Annotated in this window: 14 protein-coding genes; 3 read left to right on the plus strand and 11 right to left on the minus strand. The window is 68.8% G+C overall.

Going from position 1 to position 17,787, the window contains the following annotated elements:
* The first annotated feature begins 20 nt into the window (after nucleotides 1-20).
* Nucleotides 21-1,709 carry a glycosyltransferase gene (locus MO1_RS10090; RefSeq protein WP_036309888.1) on the plus strand — a complete coding sequence of 563 codons (1,689 nt, stop codon included), beginning with the start codon at nucleotides 21-23 and terminating at the stop codon, nucleotides 1,707-1,709.
* Between the two features lie 66 nt (nucleotides 1,710-1,775).
* On the opposite strand, the gene MO1_RS10095 is transcribed toward MO1_RS10090, so the two are convergent.
* Both MO1_RS10095 and MO1_RS10100 read right to left on the minus strand, forming a co-directional pair.
* Complete coding sequence (locus tag MO1_RS10095) at nucleotides 1,776-2,831, minus strand: response regulator transcription factor (protein WP_060915994.1); 1,056 nt, start codon at nucleotides 2,829-2,831, stop codon at nucleotides 1,776-1,778.
* 89 nt (nucleotides 2,832-2,920) lie between these two features.
* Complete coding sequence (locus MO1_RS10100) at nucleotides 2,921-3,928, minus strand: glycoside hydrolase family 6 protein (RefSeq protein WP_255209252.1); 1,008 nt, start codon at nucleotides 3,926-3,928, stop codon at nucleotides 2,921-2,923.
* Between the two features lie 30 nt (nucleotides 3,929-3,958).
* Here MO1_RS10100 and MO1_RS10105 point away from each other — a divergent pair, with 30 nt between their 5' ends.
* Nucleotides 3,959-4,648, plus strand: coding sequence for an endonuclease/exonuclease/phosphatase family protein (locus tag MO1_RS10105; RefSeq protein ID WP_036309890.1), 690 nt, complete (start codon nucleotides 3,959-3,961; stop codon nucleotides 4,646-4,648).
* A 23-nt stretch (nucleotides 4,649-4,671) separates the two neighbouring features.
* Here the strand turns inward: MO1_RS10105 and MO1_RS10110 are convergent, their stop codons facing one another.
* The 6 genes from MO1_RS10110 to MO1_RS10135 form a co-directional block, all read right to left on the minus strand.
* Nucleotides 4,672-5,229 carry a hypothetical protein gene (locus MO1_RS10110; protein ID WP_060915953.1) on the minus strand — a complete coding sequence of 186 codons (558 nt, stop codon included), beginning with the start codon at nucleotides 5,227-5,229 and terminating at the stop codon, nucleotides 4,672-4,674.
* Nucleotides 5,230-5,323: 94 nt separating this feature from the next.
* Nucleotides 5,324-7,123, minus strand: coding sequence for a DUF4012 domain-containing protein (locus tag MO1_RS10115; RefSeq protein ID WP_060915954.1), 1,800 nt, complete (start codon nucleotides 7,121-7,123; stop codon nucleotides 5,324-5,326).
* Nucleotides 7,124-7,160: 37 nt separating this feature from the next.
* Nucleotides 7,161-8,291, minus strand: coding sequence for a nucleotidyl cyclase domain-containing protein (locus MO1_RS10120; RefSeq protein ID WP_060915955.1), 1,131 nt, complete (start codon nucleotides 8,289-8,291; stop codon nucleotides 7,161-7,163).
* Nucleotides 8,288-9,925: a sensor histidine kinase gene (locus MO1_RS10125; protein ID WP_060915956.1), complete on the minus strand. Its 1,638-nt coding sequence runs from the start codon at nucleotides 9,923-9,925 to the stop codon at nucleotides 8,288-8,290. The genes MO1_RS10120 and MO1_RS10125 overlap by 4 nt, the downstream gene beginning before the upstream one ends.
* Nucleotides 9,926-9,969: 44 nt before the next feature.
* Nucleotides 9,970-11,478: a sugar transferase gene (locus MO1_RS10130; protein ID WP_060915957.1), complete on the minus strand. Its 1,509-nt coding sequence runs from the start codon at nucleotides 11,476-11,478 to the stop codon at nucleotides 9,970-9,972.
* A gap of 82 nt (nucleotides 11,479-11,560) precedes the next feature.
* The gene (locus tag MO1_RS10135) at nucleotides 11,561-13,207 is read right to left on the minus strand and encodes a sensor histidine kinase (RefSeq protein WP_167542031.1); all 1,647 of its coding nucleotides are present in this window, start codon (nucleotides 13,205-13,207) and stop codon (nucleotides 11,561-11,563) included.
* Nucleotides 13,208-13,296: 89 nt separating this feature from the next.
* On the opposite strand from MO1_RS10135, the gene MO1_RS10140 reads away from it, so the two are divergent.
* The gene (locus MO1_RS10140) at nucleotides 13,297-13,665 is read left to right on the plus strand and encodes a response regulator transcription factor (protein ID WP_060915959.1); all 369 of its coding nucleotides are present in this window, start codon (nucleotides 13,297-13,299) and stop codon (nucleotides 13,663-13,665) included.
* A gap of 1 nt (nucleotide 13,666) precedes the next feature.
* On the opposite strand, the gene MO1_RS10145 is transcribed toward MO1_RS10140, so the two are convergent.
* From MO1_RS10145 to MO1_RS10155, 3 genes are read right to left on the minus strand one after another with little or no spacing between them, the layout of a single operon-like run.
* On the minus strand, nucleotides 13,667-15,406 hold the full coding sequence (locus MO1_RS10145) for a sensor histidine kinase (protein WP_236081021.1): 1,740 nt from the start codon (nucleotides 15,404-15,406) through the stop codon (nucleotides 13,667-13,669).
* Nucleotides 15,370-16,245, minus strand: a complete 876-nt coding sequence (locus tag MO1_RS10150; RefSeq protein ID WP_060915961.1) for a hypothetical protein — start codon at nucleotides 16,243-16,245, stop codon at nucleotides 15,370-15,372. Before MO1_RS10150 ends, MO1_RS10145 begins: the two co-directional genes overlap by 37 nt.
* A 3-nt stretch (nucleotides 16,246-16,248) precedes the next feature.
* Nucleotides 16,249-17,748, minus strand: coding sequence for a tyrosine-protein kinase domain-containing protein (locus MO1_RS10155; RefSeq protein WP_060915962.1), 1,500 nt, complete (start codon nucleotides 17,746-17,748; stop codon nucleotides 16,249-16,251).
* Nucleotides 17,749-17,787: the final 39 nt, after the last annotated feature.

Genomic DNA, 17,787 nt, shown 5'->3' on the forward strand with positions numbered 1-17,787 from the left:
ATCCAGTTCGAGGTAACGACGTGACCACTCCGTACACCCCCGGCCCGCAGGGCTGGCAGCCCGCGCAGCCGCCTGTCGGCGCGTGGCCGGGTCAAGACCCGCAGGTCGCGCCGCAGTGGCAGCAGGCGTCGTGGCCCCCCGCTCAAGCGCCGCAGCAGCCCGTCGCGCCGCACTGGCAGCAGCCGACCGGAGCGTGGCCCGAGGTCGCTCCTCAGGGCTCCTGGCAGGCACCCACCGAGGGTTCGTGGCAGGCCGCGCCCCCGCAGGGCGGTTACGGCGTCGAACCGGGCGGTCCGGGCGCGCTCATCCCCGTCGACGAATTCGCCGACGACTTCGCCTCCGTCCTCGAGAACACCTCCGTCCACCGGTCCACGATCGGATGCATCGTCCCGGCGTACAACGAAGCCGAGTCGATCGCCGACGTCATCCAGTCCCTTCTCGATCAGAGCCGCGTGCCTGACGTCATCCACATCGTCGTCAATAACACGTCGGATGACACGGTGAAGATCGCGTCGGAGTTCTCGGGACCGCACGAGGTCGAGACCGAGCTCGGCCTGCAGTTCACCGAGGTCTTCGTGCACGACATCGGCAAGAACCCCGACAAGAAGGTCGGCGCCCTCAACTATGGGTACGCACTCGTCGAGGGCTACGACTACCTGCTCGGTGTCGACGGTGACACGACCGCCGATCGCCGCGCGGTCGAGTACCTCGAGAACGAGGCCGTTGCGGACTCGCGCATCGGTGGCATCTCCGCGATCTACACGATCGACGACCGGCCGATCAAGGGCTTCATCGCGAAGTGGCTCATCGCGGGTCAGCGCACCCAGTTCGCCGCCTTCAACATGCAGAACCTGCTGCGCGGGCGCAACATGGCGGTGCTCGGCGGGCAGTTCTCGATCTTCTCGACCACGGCGCTCCGCGACATCATGAAGGAGAACCACCAGACCTCCCCGTGGGTCAAGGACTCCGAGGTCGAGGACTCCCTCCTCTCGCTGCAGATCAAGTCGGCCGGCTACCTCACCAAGATCAGCCCGTTCGCGAGGGCGGATGTCGGTGGCATGACGACGCTGAAGGGTTACGACGCTCAGCAGGTCAAGTGGACCTACGGCGCCATCGAACTCATGTGGCCCGGTCAGCGCGGCGACACGAAGGGTCAGCCGTTCCACCCGAACCTGCGCCTGCGCTGGTTCGAGCAGTTCTCGATGCTGACGAACTTCTTCGTCCGCGTCGCGTTCATCACGCTGCTGATCGCGTCGCTTTCGATCAACGCCTTCGTCTTCTCCCCGTGGTGGCTGCTGCCGCCCCTCGTGGCCGCGGGACTGAACTTCCGCATGGCGCGCTCGATGAAGAAGGCGAACGGGCGCGACATCGCCTTCGCGGTGCTGTTGTTCCCGGCGGAGATCTTCATGTGGATCCGCATCAGCCACTTCATCCGATCGTGGACCCGCTTCCTTTCGAAGAAGAAGGTCGACAACTGGGCGCTGCAGGCGCGAGCCGAGAAGGGTGGCGTGAGCTTCGGCCACTGGACGCCGTTCATCATCTTCGGCATCGTCGCGATCGCCATCGCGGTCATCTGGAACCTGCTCGACCCGGTGACGCAGTCGGCGATCCTGTGGGTCGGCTGGCCGATCGTCGGTGTCGTCACGGTGCTGCAGACCCTCACGATGGCCATCAAGCTGTTCCAGCGTCACCAGGGCTTCAAGGTCTGACCTCGCTCCCGACGCACGAAAGAACCCCCGGAGGCATCCTTCGGGGGTTCTTTCGTGTTCGGGGTGTCAGGCGCTGGCGACGGCCTCGGAGGTGAGGCGGTAGCCGACGCCGCGGACCGTCTCGATGTACCGCGGGTTGTTCGGGTTGTCGCCGAGCTTGCGGCGCAGGTTCGTCATGTGCGCCTCGATCGCGCGCTTGTCTGCCTCGCCGACGAAGTAGCTGGTCACGTACGACTCACCGCGGAGCACGAGCGTCAGGTCGGCCTTACTGCGCACCCGCCGCTTCGACTCCATCAGTGTCGACAGCAGGTCGAACTCGGTGCGCGTGAGCGTGAGATCGCGGCCGGCCACAAGCACCACGCGGTGCTCGGCGTGCACGGCCAGGTCGCGGTGAACGGTCCAGCCGGGTCCACCCACGGGAGGGGTGGCGGATGCCGGGGCCATGGCGGTGCCGGGCTGTGCACCCTGCGGGGGCGTCCCCTGCGGCGGCATCCCGGTAGCACCCTGAGGAGGCATGTTCTGCGGCTGGCCATACTGCTGCGGGGCACCGAAGGCGGGGTTGCTGGTCTGCGGGACCACGACCGCGGAGCCCGGGTGGGGCTGCTGCGGCTCCGTGTAGACGGGGGTCATGACCCGCTCGTCGAAGACGGGCGACGTGGGAGCGACGTCGAACTGCGGTGCGGCGGCGGGGCGCGCCCCGGGGAAGGACGGGCCGGCGGCATCCTGTCGAGGGGCGGCGGCGGTCGACGTGCCGGTCGCCCGGGGACGACGCAGCAGCGACTCGACGCGGGCGCGCAGCTCGCGCGGACGGAACGGCTTCACGACGTATTCGTCGGCGCCGGCACCGAGGCCGAGGACGACGTCAGCTTCCTCTTCGAGACCGGTGATCATGATGATGTAGGTGTCGCTCTGCGCGCGGATGCGGCGGGCCGCCTCGAACCCGTCGATGCCGGGCATGTTGACGTCGAGCGTCGTGATGAGCGGCTGGTAGGAGAGCACGGCGCGAACGCCGTCGATCCCGTTGCCCACGGAGACGGTCGAGAAGCCGGCAGCCTCGAGCACCTCCACGATGAGGTGGCGGATGTCGGGATCGTCCTCGACGATGACCGCTGTCTTGTGCATCGACATTGAATCGCTCATCGATCTCTGCCCCCCGTCCCAGTGTGAAAGTCGGTCCTCATGCTACACAGGCCCCAGTCGCACCATCGGGCTCATCGCACGCCCTGCGTGAGCTCGACGCCGGCTTCCGGCCAGTAGATGCCCGCTGCGGGGCCGCCGCTGCACTCGCCGTCGCTCTCGCCCGCGGGCTTGATCCACAGGTTCGTGTCGACGACGCCGTCGTGGAACGACCCGCCGGGTTCGCCGACGCGTTGACCCGGAGGGTTGCACCATTCGCCGCCCGAGGAGGCGACGCCGTTGCGGGAGGTGTCGACGATCGCGTGCGCTCCGCCGAGGAGCGACGAGAGGGACGCCGCGTAGGCGAACTCGTCGGCGGATGCCTGATAGTTCGACACGTTCGTCGCGAATCCGCGGACGCGGTCGATGACGCCGGTCTGCCGGATCAGGTCAGCCATCTTCTCGGCGGGCAGCCAGTTGCTGTGACCGCCGTCGATGTAGATCCAGGTGTTCGCGGTCGTGAGCTCATCGACGGCGGTGCTCAGCTGTCGGGCTCGTTCAGCGATGTTTCCGCACTCGTCCGAGAGAGCGATGCTGTCGGGCTCGAGCACGACGATCTTCTGCACCTCGGGGGCGGTGTCGAGGGCCGCACCGATCTCGCCCACCCATGTCGGGTAGTCCGCCTCGGAGAGGCCGCCGGCGGAGTGGTTGCCGCAGTCGCGCCCGGGCAAGCCGTAGATCACCACCGCCACGGAGCGATTCTGGTCGCGCGCCTGCGAGATGAGGTCGAGCACGGTGCCGCCGGCGGTCCCGATGGGGTCCTGCTCGGGGGTCAGCCAGTAGGCGGTGGGCTGCGCTGCGAGGTAGTCGGCGGCATCCTTCTCGTCGCCGCTCAGGTCGCGGGCGGCCGCAGCTGCCTTCGCCTGGGTCGGCGCGATGATCATCGAGCCCTCGTGAGGGGGCTGAGCGGTGAGGGCGTGGAAACCGCGGGTCACAGCGCTCCCGATGACTCCGACGAGCACCAGGGCGAGGATGAGGGCCGCGACGATCGCCACGGGGACGAGTACGCGGGCCGGCGGCATCCGCAGCTTCCTGGGAGCCACTCTTGAACTCTAGTCATAGGCTGATGCTCGATGATCACCGTCGTCTCGTACAACCTGCGAAAGCACGCCGCAGCGGGCGAACTCACCGAATTGGTGCGCCGCTACGACGTGGACGTGCTGTGCCTGCAAGAGGTGGACACGACCGACATGCCGGAGCGCATCGGCGGACTCGTTCTCGCCGATGCGACGCGGGGCAACCGGCTGGGGCTCGCGATCTATTACCGCGAGAACGGCTTCCGCGTCGGCGCGAGCCGCACCTTCTCGCTCAAGAAGTCGTTGCACGACATCGTCCTGAAACCCGCAGACGAGCGGATGCTGGGACTCAACCTGCACGACATCGACACCGGCGCGGACTTCATCGTCGCGTCGTTCCACGCGGCGCCGCTGACGGCACTCAACTCGTTGCGTCGCCACCAGATCCGTGCGGCACTTCGCGAACTGGCCACGCTCGGCAAGGGGGCGCCGATCCTCATGGTCGGCGACTTCAACTACCCCGTCTTCAAGGAGAACCTGGGCCAGGTGATCCGTGAGAGCGGGTACGAACTGAGCCTGAGCGACTCGCGCACGTACACGCGCTACAAGTTCTTCAAGGGCTACTACGACTTCGCGACGTCGAGCGGCTTCGAGATCGAGCAAGTGCGGACGCTGCCGCAGGGTGCCAGTGATCATCTGCCGATCCTGGTGACGGCGAAGCCGCGCAAGGCGCCGAATGTCGCCTGATCCGGGAGCGGCGGGCGACGAGGTCAGTCGTCGGTGCGGTCGCGGTGACGACGAAGAGCCGCGGCGATCACGATGACCGCACCGGCTGCGAGCAGGGCGCCGGCACCGATCCACAGTCCCATGAGCTGGTTGCCGTCGAATCCGGCGCGGACGAGCGGGTCGCTGCTGTCGCTCGTGTCGATGACGGCGCTCGCCGTGCCGCCGGTCGACGACGCGGAGATCGCGGCGATGTTGTAGACGCCGCGCGCATCGGAGGGCAGCACGATACGGATGGCGGGAAGCGCACCGTTCGCGTCGGACTCGTAGCGCTTGCTGGCGGTGGAGATCGCGGTGCGGACCATGGCGAAGGTCGCCCCCGCGCCGTTCTCACCGGTCACGGTGACGGTGACGGCTTCGTTCGGCGCGAAGCTGCGGGCGTCGCACGAGAAGCTGATGGTGTCGCCCGGGCCGGCACCGGCGGCATCCGACGAGCAGGCGTCGACCGGCGGGTAGATCGTCGACGCGTTCGCGACGGCGGGGGCGGCGAAAGACATCGTCGCGAGGAGGAAAACCGTGAGGGTGGCGCGTGTGAATCTGCGCATGGGTGCTGCTTTCGGGCCGGGTACTTACGTCAGTGTAACTGAGGCGGTCCGACCTGGGATTTCTCTCCGGTGACGTTTGGGCAACGGGTCGGGATCAGCCGAGTGTGCCGCTCGACGCGACCGCCTCGCACGAGGCGCGGACGACGGGTGAGAGCGATGCGTCAGCCGTGGGGGTGACCCACGCCTCGGCGTCGCGGATGTCGGTGTCGGCGACGACGTCGATCGTCACGCTCTCGCTGTCACCCGGCTTCAGGTCGAACGAGTACGAGAGCACCTGACGGCCCCCGACCATGCCGCCCGCGAAGCCCGCACCGAGCGAGGTGCTGGCCGAGGCGACGCTGAAGCCCTCGGGCAGGTAGACCTCGCCGAGGGTCCGCGCGGTTCCCGGAGGCGCCCCGTAGGTGCCGCCGCCGGTGATGTACTTCGGCAGCGACGTGGCGGCGTCGGCGGGGGCCGTGCTCGTCAGCGAGATCTCGAGCGAGAGCGTGCGGGGGGTCGTACCGGTGCCGCATCCCTCCCAGGCGAGCTGGACGTCGGGGGTGACGTACCAGTCCATCTTCGAGCCGGTGCCGTCGTTGAAGTAGACGCCGAATCGGGCGGTGTCGGCGTCGTTGGTGGGCGGGGTGCCCGCGAGGGTCGTTCCGGCGAGGACCTTCTGGTCGGCCTCGTCGGCGCTCCAGAGGGAGATGCGGTGCTCGGAGCCGGCGCGCCCCAGCGCGCTGATGAGGGCCGCGGGGTTCACGTTGCCGCTGGTCATCGCCGTGAAGACCGAGGATGCCGCTGCGGCGAAGAACGCGTCTTGCTGGCGCGGGTCCTCGTAACGAAGGTAGACCTCGTTCAGGAGGAGCTGGACGGCGTTCTTGCTCGTGAGCTCGTCGCCGGTGGGCAGGGTCACGGGCCCCGTGGCCTCGAGCAGGTACGAGAGGGCGACGGGGTCGATCGAGAAGACGCTCGACGCATCCTCACCCTTCTTGGACACGAACTCGCGAGCGAGGCGGGCCGCGAGCGGGAAGTCGGGCACCTGCGTCACGTTCTGGCTGTAGCGGCCGGGCCGCGTCTGGTAGATCGTCTCGTATTCGCCGAGGTCCAGCACCGGCTTCTCGTAGCGTTCGAAGTCCGACGACGAGTACTGGCCCGTCAGCTCGATGCTGCCCTCGTCGGTGCGGATGATCGACATCGATCCGACGATGCCGCCGAGGCTCCGCCACTCCGCGTTGTTCTGCACGAGCAGCAGGTTGTCGCGGGGCCCGTCGGCTCCGAGCATCGAGGGCAGCAGGGTGCTCGCGCGGGCGAGCGCATCGGTGCCCGAGGCGACCTGGGTGAGGAGCGTGCCGACCCGGTCGACCGCGTCCGAGATCGGTGCGAGCAGCGGGGTGCGGTCGATCGCGGCGACGTCGTCACGAGCGGATGCCGCGACCCCCGCGGCGTCGGTGGCAGGAGCCGCGAGCGCCGTGAAGACGGTGGTGTCGATGCGTCCGTCGACCGGGATGAAGGCGTCCACGCCGAACCCACCGGCGACCGAAGCGATCGGGCGTGCGCTGCCGGTGACGACGTCGTCGACAGCGGCGGCCACATCGGCGATCGCCGCGAGCTGGGGGCCGACCCACGGCATCCCCTCGGCGCCCTGCCAGATCCAGTCGGAGGTGAGGTCGCGGGCAGCGCCGGTGTCGCTCGCGAGGTCGTCGAGGGCGGCGCTCGCCGCGCTGAGGTTGCCGAGGTCTGCGGCGATGGCCGGGGCCTTTTTCTGCGCGGCGTCGAGGTGGCCGTAGGCGAGGAAGCCGCGCACACCGATCCACGCGACCGCCGCGACCAGCAGGAGCAGGGCGAGTCCCAGGACCCACAGGACGACGAGGCCCGCACGGCGAGCGACGGGGGGAAGGAAAGTCTCGGGCATCGGCACGATCTTATGGTGAGCCGTGCGCGCAGACGCGTCAGGGGGCGAAGACTGCGCGTTCCCACCGGTCGCCACCCGACACCTGGGCGTGCTGTGCGGCGTCGGCCGCAGCCTCGCACAGGCGGTCGAGGTCGTACTCGGCCAGGGGTGCCGCGGCCACGCCGATGCTCGCCGAGAGGCGGATCGGAACCGCCGGCTGGTCGGTCAGGGTACCGATGCGCTCGAGGAGTCGGGAGAGATATCCCCGCACGGCGGTGTCGGGGCGGGGGAGGAGGACCAGGACCTGCGTGGGCGAGACCCGGTGGATGTCGGCCTCAGGAGGCATGACCTCGCGGATGTCGTTCTCGAAGCGAGCGGTGATGCGCTGGAAGGCGCGACCGCTCGAGGCCTCGAGGAGTTCGGTCGGGTCGTCGAGGCGCACGTCGATGAGCGACCACCAGCGGTCGCCGGCGGCGTGTGCGCGCACCAGACGGTCGCGCGCGATGCTGAAGAAATCGACGGTGTGCTGCTGCTCGGGTTTCTGCGCGCCGCGGCGCACGAGGTAGAGCAGGGTGACGAGTGCGCAGACGAGGTAGAGCAGCGCGACGAGTTCGTTGATGTCGTAGAGGTCGCGCATGTCCGATTCGGCTTGGCCGAGCGTTCCTGATGCGAGGCGGGCAACCCCATCGATCGCGACGACGACGGCGAGTCCGACGAAGCCGAAGGAGACGACAAGGAGCGGCAGCGCCATCTCGCGCTCGGATGTGCGGAGCCGCAGGAGCTCCCACGCGGTGAGGCCGCTGGCGACGGCGGCGACCAGGAACACCAGACGGAACACCGGTCCGTAGGCGGGCGTGTCGGCGGTGAGGCCGAGGACGATGGTGGCGATGCTGAACACGACGATGGTGGGGACCAGCATGATCGGCTCGGTGCCGCGGCGTGCGCGCAGTCCGACCCATGCGAAGCCGGCGGCGCACAGGATCGGCCCGTGTGCGGCGCCGCGGAGCGCTTCGGAGCCGATCTGGTCGGCGGCGACGAGCAGGTAGCAGCTGAGCATGGCCAGGGCGAAGCCCGACGACCAGATAGATGCCGCCCGCCCCGGGAACGGCAGGAACCCGAGGCCGATGATCATGATCGTGCAGGTCGTCGCGAGGGCGACGAGCACGATGGTCACGTCGATGTGCGTCATTGTGCGTCCCCCTCTCCGCGGCCTGCGGCGGGCAGACGGACCGTGACGGTCGTCCCGCGTCCGAGAGCGCTCTCCACGGTGATGCTACCGCCGTGGCTCTCCACGATGTCACGCGCGATGCCCATGCCGAGGCCCGTGCCCGGGACACCGCCCTCCTGCACGGTCTGCGCGCGGAAGTACGGGGTGAACACCCGCTCGACATCGTCGGACGACATGCCGATGCCTTCGTCGGCGATCGTGACCGCCACCCAGCCGTCGTCGTCGACGGCAGCCGCGATGCGGAGCGTGCCGCGGTCGCTGTACTTGATGGCGTTGCTGATGATGTTGTCGACGACCTGACGGAGGCGGAACTCGTCGCCGTCCACCTCCAACGGGCCGGCGATGACCGCGTCGATGGTGAGACTGGCAGCGGACGCCGCCGGCTCGAACGCCTCGATCGATGCGGCGACCAGCTGGGCGGTGTCGAAGCGGGCGCGAAGGTCGTCGGCATCCGTGGACTGGGTGAGGATCCCCTGGATGAGGGTCAGCATGCGCTCGCTGGCCGACTCGATGATCGCGACGTGATCGCGCTGCGAAGGGGTGAGGGAGTCCCCTTCGATGAGGAGGTCGGCGTGTCCCAGGATCGCCGTCAGGGGGTTTCGCAGTTCGTGCGCGATGGTGCGGGTGGCCTGCGGGGCTTCGCGCTGGGCGTCGGAGACGACGGTGAGGTCCTCGAGCTCGACGACGAAGGTCTCTTCGCCGATGGAGTTCGCCCCGGAGGAACGGATCGAGAGGTTGAGGGCGCGCCAGGTCCCGCTGCGGTCGAAGAGCCAGAGTCGCTCCTGGTCGACCAGCTCGCCGCGACCGGCGCGGGCCGCGGCGGTCTCGGAGGGCGCGAGCGCCCGGCCGCGGAAGCCGGAGTACTCGACGGCGCCGCCGACGGGGAAGCGGAGGTCTTGCGTGTCGAGGGAGTACAGCGCGCGGTAGGCGGAGTTGGCGGACACGATCTCGCCGCCGGGGGCGATGCGAGCCAGCGCCACGGAGATCGAGTCGAATACCGTGTTGACCCGTTGCTCGGCGGACTGGACGCGTTCGACGGTGGTCGCCAACCGCCGCGCTTGATTACTGGCGAGGGCGCGGAATGCGCGGATGCGCTGAGCGCCGACCGAGATCGTGATGGCGAGGAACGCCAGTGCCAGCAGCACGATGAGGAGCTCGACGATCACGCCGGGCGAGAAGTCCCAGTGCGCGGGGTCGGCGAGGTTCATGAGCGCGACTGCGGCCAGGGACGAGACGATCTCGAGAGTCCCGTAGTAGGTCGCGACCCACGCGATGGGAAACACCCACAGGTAGCCGAGGCTGGGCTGGCTGAGACTGAGGAAGCCGATCGCCACGATGTCGACGACAGGCAGCACGAACGCGGCGTGCTTCGGCGTGCGTGCCCACGGGGTGACGAGCGTGGCGATCGACGCGATCACGATGACGAGGATGCCGAAGAGAAACCCCGGCGTCGCGAGCAGTCCGACGTCGAGCACGCCGACGGCGACGGTGATGACGACGACGCTGAACGTGAAGATCAGCTGCCACTGCCACACCGATCGGACACGTGTGCCGATCAGTTGGCTGTCGGCCCAGCGGCTCTCGGTTGTCGGCATCAGGTGGCTCCGTCGCCAGTGTGGCACGGATCGTGCACGGGCGGTCAGTGGGCGGATGCTCCCGGCCGGAGAACCGCGCGGACCGTCTTAACCAGGATGAGGATGTCGTTGACCAGGGACCAGTTCTCGACGTAGTAGAGATCGAGTCGCACGGCGTCTTCCCACTCCATCGTCGATCGTCCGCTGACCTGCCACAGGCCGGTGATCCCGGGGCGGGCCAGGAGGCGGCGCTTCGCGCTGTCGGTGTAGAGCGCGACTTCCGCGGCGATTTGCGGGCGCGGCCCGACGATGCTCATCGAGCCACCCAGCACGTTGAACAGCTGAGGGAGCTCGTCCAGCGAGTACTTGCGGATGAAGCGGCCGATCGGGGTGATCCGCGGGTCATTCTGGATCTTGAACAGGGGCTTCTCGCTCGTGCCCTGCGCTTTCAGCAGTGCCTGCAGCTCTTGGTCGGCACCGACCCGCATCGAGCGGAACTTGAGCATCTCGAAGGGGGTGCCCGTCAGACCGATGCGCTGCTGGCGGTAGAGCAGGGGGCCGGGCGAAGACATCTTGACCGCGAGGGCGACGGCTGCGAGAACGGGGGAGGCGACGATGATGAGGGCGAGCGAGCAGAGGATGTCGAACGTACGCTTGGCGAACCTCTGGCCTTTGCCGAACTTCGGAGTCTCGACGTGGATCAACGGAAGACCCGAGACGGGGCGCGTGTGGATGCGGGGGCCGGCGATGTCGGCGATGCCCGGTGCGAGCACGAGGTGCTGGCGACCCGCTTCAAGCCCCCACGAGATCTCTTTGACCTTGTCGACCGGGAGCTCGTCGGTGCTGGTCACGACGACGGTGTCGGCGCCGCAGACCGCCATCGCCTCGGTGACGGCGGAGATCGAGCCCATGATGGGGATGTCGGTGCCCTCGATGGTTTCGGCAACCGCGCCGCTCGGCACGCACGCGCCGACGAGGTGGTAGCCCGCGGTCGGGTTGCGCAGCAGCTCGTGCGCGGTCTCGATCACCGAGCGCCGCGACCCGACGAGCAGCACCCGCGCCGAGTATGCGCCGACCGTGCGCTGAGCGACCAGCCACTGGCGCCAGAGCCAGCGTTCGAAGAGCAGCAGGAGGATGCCGAGGGGCAGGCTGATGAGCAGGAACCCCCGCGCGACCTCGGTCTGCGTCAGGAAGGCGGCGATCGCGATCAGGCCGAAGAGGGTCACGCTCGACCGGGTGACGCGGGCGTACTCGGTGGTGCCGCCGCCGATGACGCGGTAGTCGCGGGTGTCGGCGAGGCTGAGAGCCAGCATCCACACGATGATGAGGGCGCCGGAGAAGCCCCAGTACGACACCTCGCCGGCGACGCGTCCGGTCTGGATGGCGAGGTCGGCGGCGCCGAGACCGAACCAGGCGATCTGGGTTCCGTAGACGACCCAGACGAGCACGAGCAGGTCGCTGATCCACAGTCGGCGCGCATACGTGCGGCGCCAGCTCGTCACCGGGCGCGCAGTACCCGTGCGCGTGGTCGTCTCGTTGCTCTCCGCCGATTCCGTTGTCATCGTGGTCGCCATGGTTCCACTACTCCCCGCGAGACGCTCGTCTTCCCTTGGGCGGACGCTAGCAGGGGCGTGTGACGGCCGTGTGTCGAATCCGTCATGAGGCGTCGTCCTGCGGCAGGGCGGGCAGCCGGAGAACGGCCGCGACCCCGTGGCCGGCGTCTGAGGTGAGAGTGACGTCGCCGCCGTTGCGTCGGGCGAGATCGCGCGCGCTGCCGAGCCCGAGCCCGAGTCCGCCCGAACCTCGCCCTTCGGCTTCGGGGCCGCGGTAGAACCGGTCGAAAGCGTGCTGGAGCGTACCGGCGGACATGCCCGGCCCGTCGTCGGTGACGGTGATCCAGATCTGATCGGCAACGCGTGCGGCGCTGATGATGACGGTGCCGTTCTCTGCGAAGGTGACGGCGTTCGAGACGAGGCTCGACAGGGCCCGCTCGACATCGGGTTCATGGGCGCGGGCGATGAGCCCGGTGGGCGTGGCGACGATCGCGGCGTGGCGGGCCGTTGCGTCGGCGGCGTGAGCGGCGCGAACCCGGATGATCACTGCGTCGATGGCGACGGCGTCCGTCGTGCCGGGGGTGCGGGCTTCGATGAGTCCGTCGATCAGGGTGGTCAGCCGATCTGCTCCTCGCCGCACCTTGGTGAGCCACCCACGCTGCTTGTCGTCGAGGTCGGTGTCGAGCAGCAAATCGGTGTAGCCGAGGATGTTCGTCAGAGGGGTGCGCAGCTCGTGGCTGGTGGTCGTCGCGAAGTCCTCGCGCTGACGCTGCAACTCGAGCTGCGCGCCGAGGGCTGCCACCCGGGCACGTTCGGCTTGCCCCATCTCCTCGGCGGCGGTGAGCGCGAGGGCGGCGTGGGTCCGGCTCTCGTACCTGGCCACCGATACGAGCAGGGTGAAGACGCCGACGGTGCTCATGAAGATCACGAGGGTGACGGGCGACGCGCGCGGAGCGGCGAGGTCGAACCCGAAAGCGCCGCCGGCGGTGAGGGTGAACAGCAGCGCAGCGATGCAGATGAGAAGCGACTGCCAGAGGGCGGTCCGCAGGGGGAAGCGCAGGCACCCGCCGGCGAGCACGGCGAAGACGAGGAAGCTGAGGTTCGCCGCCCCGCCCGGCCCGAAGGTGAGGAAGAGCGTGGCGAGCGCGACGACCGCGTGCACCGCGAGCTCGACGACCTGCGGCATCCGGGCTTCGCGCGGCGGGAGGACAGCCAGCGCGCCGATCAGGATGATGGCCGAGCTGTGGGAGGCGAAGGCGACGATCGCGATGGGGAGGAACGACGCTCCCGCGAGTAGAGACGCAGCCGCGGCGATGGTCACCCCGAGGACGGCCGATGCCGCGAGGGATGCCGCGACGAAGTGAACGGCGCGGGTGAGGGTCGTCAGGCGGAAGCCATCGACGTCGCGCCCGAGCACTCCGAGGAACACGGCGATCTCGATGGTGTTGCACAGCCCGTACAACAGCGCCACCGGCCAGGGTCTGCCGGCGAGGGCGTTGCTCGTCGACGTGGCGATGAGGGTCGCGACCAGAGCCCACCGTCGCTCGCCTCGTTGCGCGCGCAGCGCGAACCACGTCGATGCCCCCGCAGCAGGCCACCACCAGGCGATGGAGAAGCCGGGGGCCTGCAGAGCGAGGCCCACCAGGCCGAGCGCGGCGATGACGATCGGGGTGGCTGTCCAGAACACCCACCGTCGCGTGCGCGACGACGGCGGGGGAGGAGTGTTCCCCGCTGCGGTGGGTGTCGTCACGCGTACACCGTACAGCGCGTGCATGTCGCGTGTAGTCTCAAGCCAATGTCGATCTGTCGATCGGCTCGTCACACCCGGAGGGGGCCGACATGGCACGAGTCCTGGTGGTGGAAGACGATGTCGACGTCGCCTCGTTGTTGAACCATGTGCTGTCGAGTGTCGGTCACGAGGTAGCAGTGGCTCACGATGGTGGCGTCGGCCTCGAAGTGGCGTACGAGCAGCATCCCGACATGGTCATCGTGGATTGGATGATGCCCATCAAAACGGGCATCGAGGTCTGTTCGACTCTGCGCGCCGATCCTGACTTCTCGGCGACGCGCATCATGATGCTGACGGCCCGGTCGTCGCCGCAGGACGTCGCGCAGGCGAAGGCAGCGGGCGTCGACGATTACGTCGTGAAGCCGTTCACGCCGCGCCAGCTGCGCGAGCGCGTGGCCTCCCTCCTCGCGGCGAGCTGAGTCAGCTCGTCGCCACGTTCGCGGTCGGGATCGCGAACGCTCCTTCGAGGATGACGCGATCGCCCTGCTGACGCACGGTCGTGCCGTCGCCGCGCGTTCCAATGCCGGTCACGCGCCCGTTGTCGGCAGGTCCGACGACGGCGAGGATGCCGGGACTCGCGACGCGGACGTGGAGGCGGTCGCCGCGGCGGCCGATCTCGATCTCCGCCCACCGGGCGCCGGAGTGTTTGACGGCGTTCACGAGTCCCTCGTTGACCAGACTGCTGACCGCGTCGCCGAGGGCGGCCCGAGTGAGGGCGTCGCGGGCATCGGCATTGATGGCGAGCGACACGCCCATGACGACCGACCAGGCCCGGACGAGGTCGTCGATGTCTTCGGGCTCGTCCTCCCCGTCGATGTCGTCGCTGCGGACGTCATCGAGGATGTCGTCGGTCTGCGCCCGGAAGGTCTCGATCACCTCGGGCTCGGGGACGTTCTCGTCCACGTGTGCGGCGAGGATGACGCATCGTCCTTGCAGCCGCCCGTGCAGCAGGTCGGTCGCACGGTCGAGCGGTGCCTGCGAGGCGTCGACCTCCGCGGCGAGCCGCCGAGCCGACCCGAGGAGCACCGTCGTCGCGCGCTGCTCTTCGGCGTGCGCGCGTCGGTACACGTCGACGCACAGGCTGATGATGACGGCGATGAGGGGGACGCCCGCCAGGGGGACGAGTCCGAGCGATCCGACGTCCGGAATGAGCGCGAAGGTGAGCCCCATGACCGCGACGCCCACTGCCAGCCACGTGGCGAAAAAGAGGCTGCCGCGCAGGCGTGGCCTCAGTCGGCGCGTGGAGCGGATGAGGGCCCACGCGGCCAGATCGAGGGCGGCGTTCACGACGACCGCGGTGAGCACGACCGACAGGCCGCCGTGTGTGAGCGCGAAAGGAAGCGTCGCCGCCAGGTAGGTGAGTCCGACGGTGAGCGGCGGTGTCGTGCCCAGGCGGCCGAGGAACGGCATCCGCTCGGTCGGGCCGACGCGCACGGCGTGGAGGGAGTCGGGTGCGGGAGCAGTGCGCAGCCCGTTGAGGGCATGGGATGCCGCCCGCACGCGATCTGCGTAGCCCCGGACAGCCTCGAAGTCGAGCGGCCGTGACAGCAGCTGGTCTCGTGCGGCGCGAAGGTCATCGACGAGGCGGTGACGTGTGCGGGTGGCTTCGTTCTGCAGGCGGCAGACCTCGGCGATGCCCGCACGCATCTGCGCCGCCGCGAGCTGCAGTCGCGCCGTCGTGGCGTGAAGCTGCCGTTGATAGGTGATGGTGAGGGCGCACACCGTGAACACGGCGAGGCACGTGATCAGGTTGGTGACGATGCGGCTCGCCCAGTTCGTGCCGGTCGAGGTGGCGAACAGGAGTGTGCTGACGGCGTCGTTGACGAACGGGCGGATGCCGGCGATCGCGACGATCGTCCCGATGACGGCGGCCGCGCGTGCGGCGGGACGATCGAGGCTGCGCTCTGCCCACGTCCCGATGAAGCCGATGACGATGAGAGGGAGCGAGCCGAGGGCGGCGACGGTGACGCCGCGCAGGTATCCCTCGAACGACGCATCGCCGACGCTGGGAACGCTGAGCAGCACTCCGACCGCGATCGCGAGGACCAGAGACCATCGAGTGAAGTACCGGCCGCTGACGAAAGTTGCCCCCAGGGCGCGCCAGACCCGGCCCGCGCGCAGCATCAGCGCGCCGTGCTGATCAGCTCGTCTCCCGCCCACACCCTGATTGTGTCGGCTGTGAGGGCGAGCGCGACAGGGCCTGTGGCATCCCCGTCGAGGCAGTCGAGCGGAACGGTGTCGGGCGCGAGGGTGGTGAGTTGGATGCCGTCACAGTCGGGTGACGCGGTGGCGGCGACGATCTGATCTTCGAGCACGTCGAGGGCAGCGACGTCGGTGCCGATCTCGGTGGTCGTGCCGTCGACGGTAGCGTATGCGGTGCCGTCGCAGATGAAGGCGACGGTGTCGCGGGAGGCGCGAAGGCCCCAGGGCTGTGCGCAGGGTGCGTCGGTGGCGTCGCCGTCGATGATGACGCTCGCTCCGTCGAGATAGGTGGACTGGGCGAGGAGGTCGTCGTAGGGCGACCAGAAAGTGCCTTCGGTGAAGGTGCGGAGGGCCTGGGTCTCGCAGTCGTCGCCCATGTCGGCGACGAGGTCGGCCTCGGTCTCGGCGAACGGGATCAGGTCGCGCACCTGAGCGATGTCACGGTAGGTGGGGGTCACGTCGACCCAGGTGTCGCCGTCGTCGTCGGATCGTTCGATGACGGGTGCCGTGCCGTCGCAGGCCCCCGCTGTCGCGCGCCACATGTTGTCGGTGCCGACCGCGAGGAATCGTTCCTTCGCGGCGGGGGGTGTCAGAGCGATCGCGCTCGCCGAGGGGGTGGGTGACGGAGAAGGGAGTTCGATCGAGGGTGCTGGCTGCGCCGCTCGGTCGGGGGCCTCACCCTGCCCGCGCTGCAGCGCGAGGACGACGAGAGCCCCGACAGCGACGGTGAGCGCGACGACGAGGATTGCGACGACGATCGCGGGCATCCCGCGGCGAACCGGCGACCGGCGTGCCATCGGTCAGCGTGAGGTGACGTCGCCCGCGCCCCGCGCATCGCGTCGCGAGTCGAAGCCGAGATCACCGATGACGGGGGTGGTGTCGGGGACGACGGCGACGGGCGTCTTGCGCTTGCGCCCGCGCGCGGCCTTCGGCTGCTCCACCGCATAGCCGTACCCGTAGCCGTACCCATAGCCGTTGTAGTACGAGTCGGGACCGCGGGTGGGGACCATCGACATGACGAATCCGGCAACCCGTGCACCGACCGTGCTCAGCGCTTCGACGGCGCCTTCGAGCTGGTGCTTCGTGACCTTGCCGGCCGACGCGACCAGGATCGCACCGCTCGTGCCGCGAGCGAGGATGGCGGCGTCGGTCACGGGGAGCAGCGGGGGAGCGTCGCAGAGGACGACGTCGAAGTCGCGCTCGAGCACCTCGAGGAGGGTGGCCATCTGCTTCGACCCGAGCAGCTCGCTCGGGTTGGGCGGAATCTTGCCCGCGGGCAGGACGAACAGGCTGCGGCCGCCCCAGGGAAGCATGACGTCGCCGACGCGGACGCGCCCGATGAGCACGTCGGTGAGGCCGACACCGCCCTCCATACCGAGGTACTCGGCAACCTTCGGCTTGCGCAGATCGGTGTCGAGAAGAGCAACCTTCTTGCCGGCGTCGGCGAGAGCGATTGCGAGGTTGATGGTCGTCGTCGACTTGCCTTCGCTCGGCACCGAGCTGGTGACCACGAAGCTCGCCCGTCCGCCCATGTCGAGGAACTGCAGGTTGGTGCGCAGCGCGCGGAACGACTCGGCCCGGGGGCTGAGCGGATCGGCGTGCACGATGAGCGGACGCTCCTTCGCCTTCGCGTCGTAGGCGATGGCGCCCAGTGAGGGAGCGGAGGTGATCTGCTCTGCGTCGCGCGGGGTGCGAACCTTGTTGTCGAGAACCGTGCGGAGGACGGCGAGACCGATGCCCAGCGCGAGCCCGATGAGCGTGCCGAGCGCGAGGTTGAGGGGGACGTTAGGGCTGGCTGGGGAAAGCGCTGGTTGCGCGTCCTGAACCCTGGTCAGCCGAACAGGGCTGCTGCCGTCAGCCGCCTCAGGCTCGATCTCCGGAACGGCGGACGCGAGGCTTCCTGCGATTGCGTTCGCGATCCTGGCAGCCCGGACTGCGTCCGGATCCGTCACCGTAATTCCGATGAGCGTCGAGTTAAGGGGGGCTGCGACCGAGATCCGATCGGCAAGCTGTGTGGCGTCTTCCCCTAGGTTCAATTCAGCGATCACCCTGTTGAGCACGATAGGCGTCTTTGCCACACCGACGTACGTATTGATGCGGGCTTGGGTGAACGTTGATCCCTGCTGCAGTTCGAGCGCACTACCGCCGGTCTGTGTAGAGACGAAGACCGTACTCGTGGATTCGTACACAGGGGTCCGGGTAAGAGAGAACGCCGCGGCGCCACCGAGCCCGACCAGAGTAAGAACAACTATCACTAGCCAGTTCTTGCGCAGGACTCGGATGTAATCGGTGAGCTCCATGGTGCCTCTCGTTATCACGCCTCGAGCGGCGCCCCCGTC

The sequence above is a fragment of the Microbacterium oleivorans NBRC 103075 genome (assembly GCF_001552475.1).
Classification (GTDB): Bacteria; Actinomycetota; Actinomycetes; order Actinomycetales; family Microbacteriaceae; genus Microbacterium; species Microbacterium oleivorans.

What these genes read in the sequence shown, in the direction of transcription:
- MO1_RS10095 (WP_060915994.1), bottom strand. Translation starts at nt 2,831, where the DNA reads ATGCACAAGACAGCGGTCATCGTCGAGGACGATCCCGACATCCGCCAC.
- MO1_RS10130 (WP_060915957.1), bottom strand. Translation starts at nt 11,478, where the DNA reads ATGGCGACCACGATGACAACGGAATCGGCGGAGAGCAACGAGACGACC.
- MO1_RS10150 (WP_060915961.1), bottom strand. Translation starts at nt 16,245, where the DNA reads ATGGCACGCCGGTCGCCGGTTCGCCGCGGGATGCCCGCGATCGTCGTC.
- MO1_RS10110 (WP_060915953.1), bottom strand. Translation starts at nt 5,229, where the DNA reads ATGCGCAGATTCACACGCGCCACCCTCACGGTTTTCCTCCTCGCGACG.
- MO1_RS10115 (WP_060915954.1), bottom strand. Translation starts at nt 7,123, where the DNA reads ATGCCCGAGACTTTCCTTCCCCCCGTCGCTCGCCGTGCGGGCCTCGTC.
- MO1_RS10105 (WP_036309890.1), top strand. Translation starts at nt 3,959, where the DNA reads ATGATCACCGTCGTCTCGTACAACCTGCGAAAGCACGCCGCAGCGGGC.
- MO1_RS10140 (WP_060915959.1), top strand. Translation starts at nt 13,297, where the DNA reads ATGGCACGAGTCCTGGTGGTGGAAGACGATGTCGACGTCGCCTCGTTG.
- MO1_RS10125 (WP_060915956.1), bottom strand. Translation starts at nt 9,925, where the DNA reads ATGCCGACAACCGAGAGCCGCTGGGCCGACAGCCAACTGATCGGCACA.
- MO1_RS10155 (WP_060915962.1), bottom strand. Translation starts at nt 17,748, where the DNA reads ATGGAGCTCACCGATTACATCCGAGTCCTGCGCAAGAACTGGCTAGTG.
- MO1_RS10120 (WP_060915955.1), bottom strand. Translation starts at nt 8,291, where the DNA reads ATGACGCACATCGACGTGACCATCGTGCTCGTCGCCCTCGCGACGACC.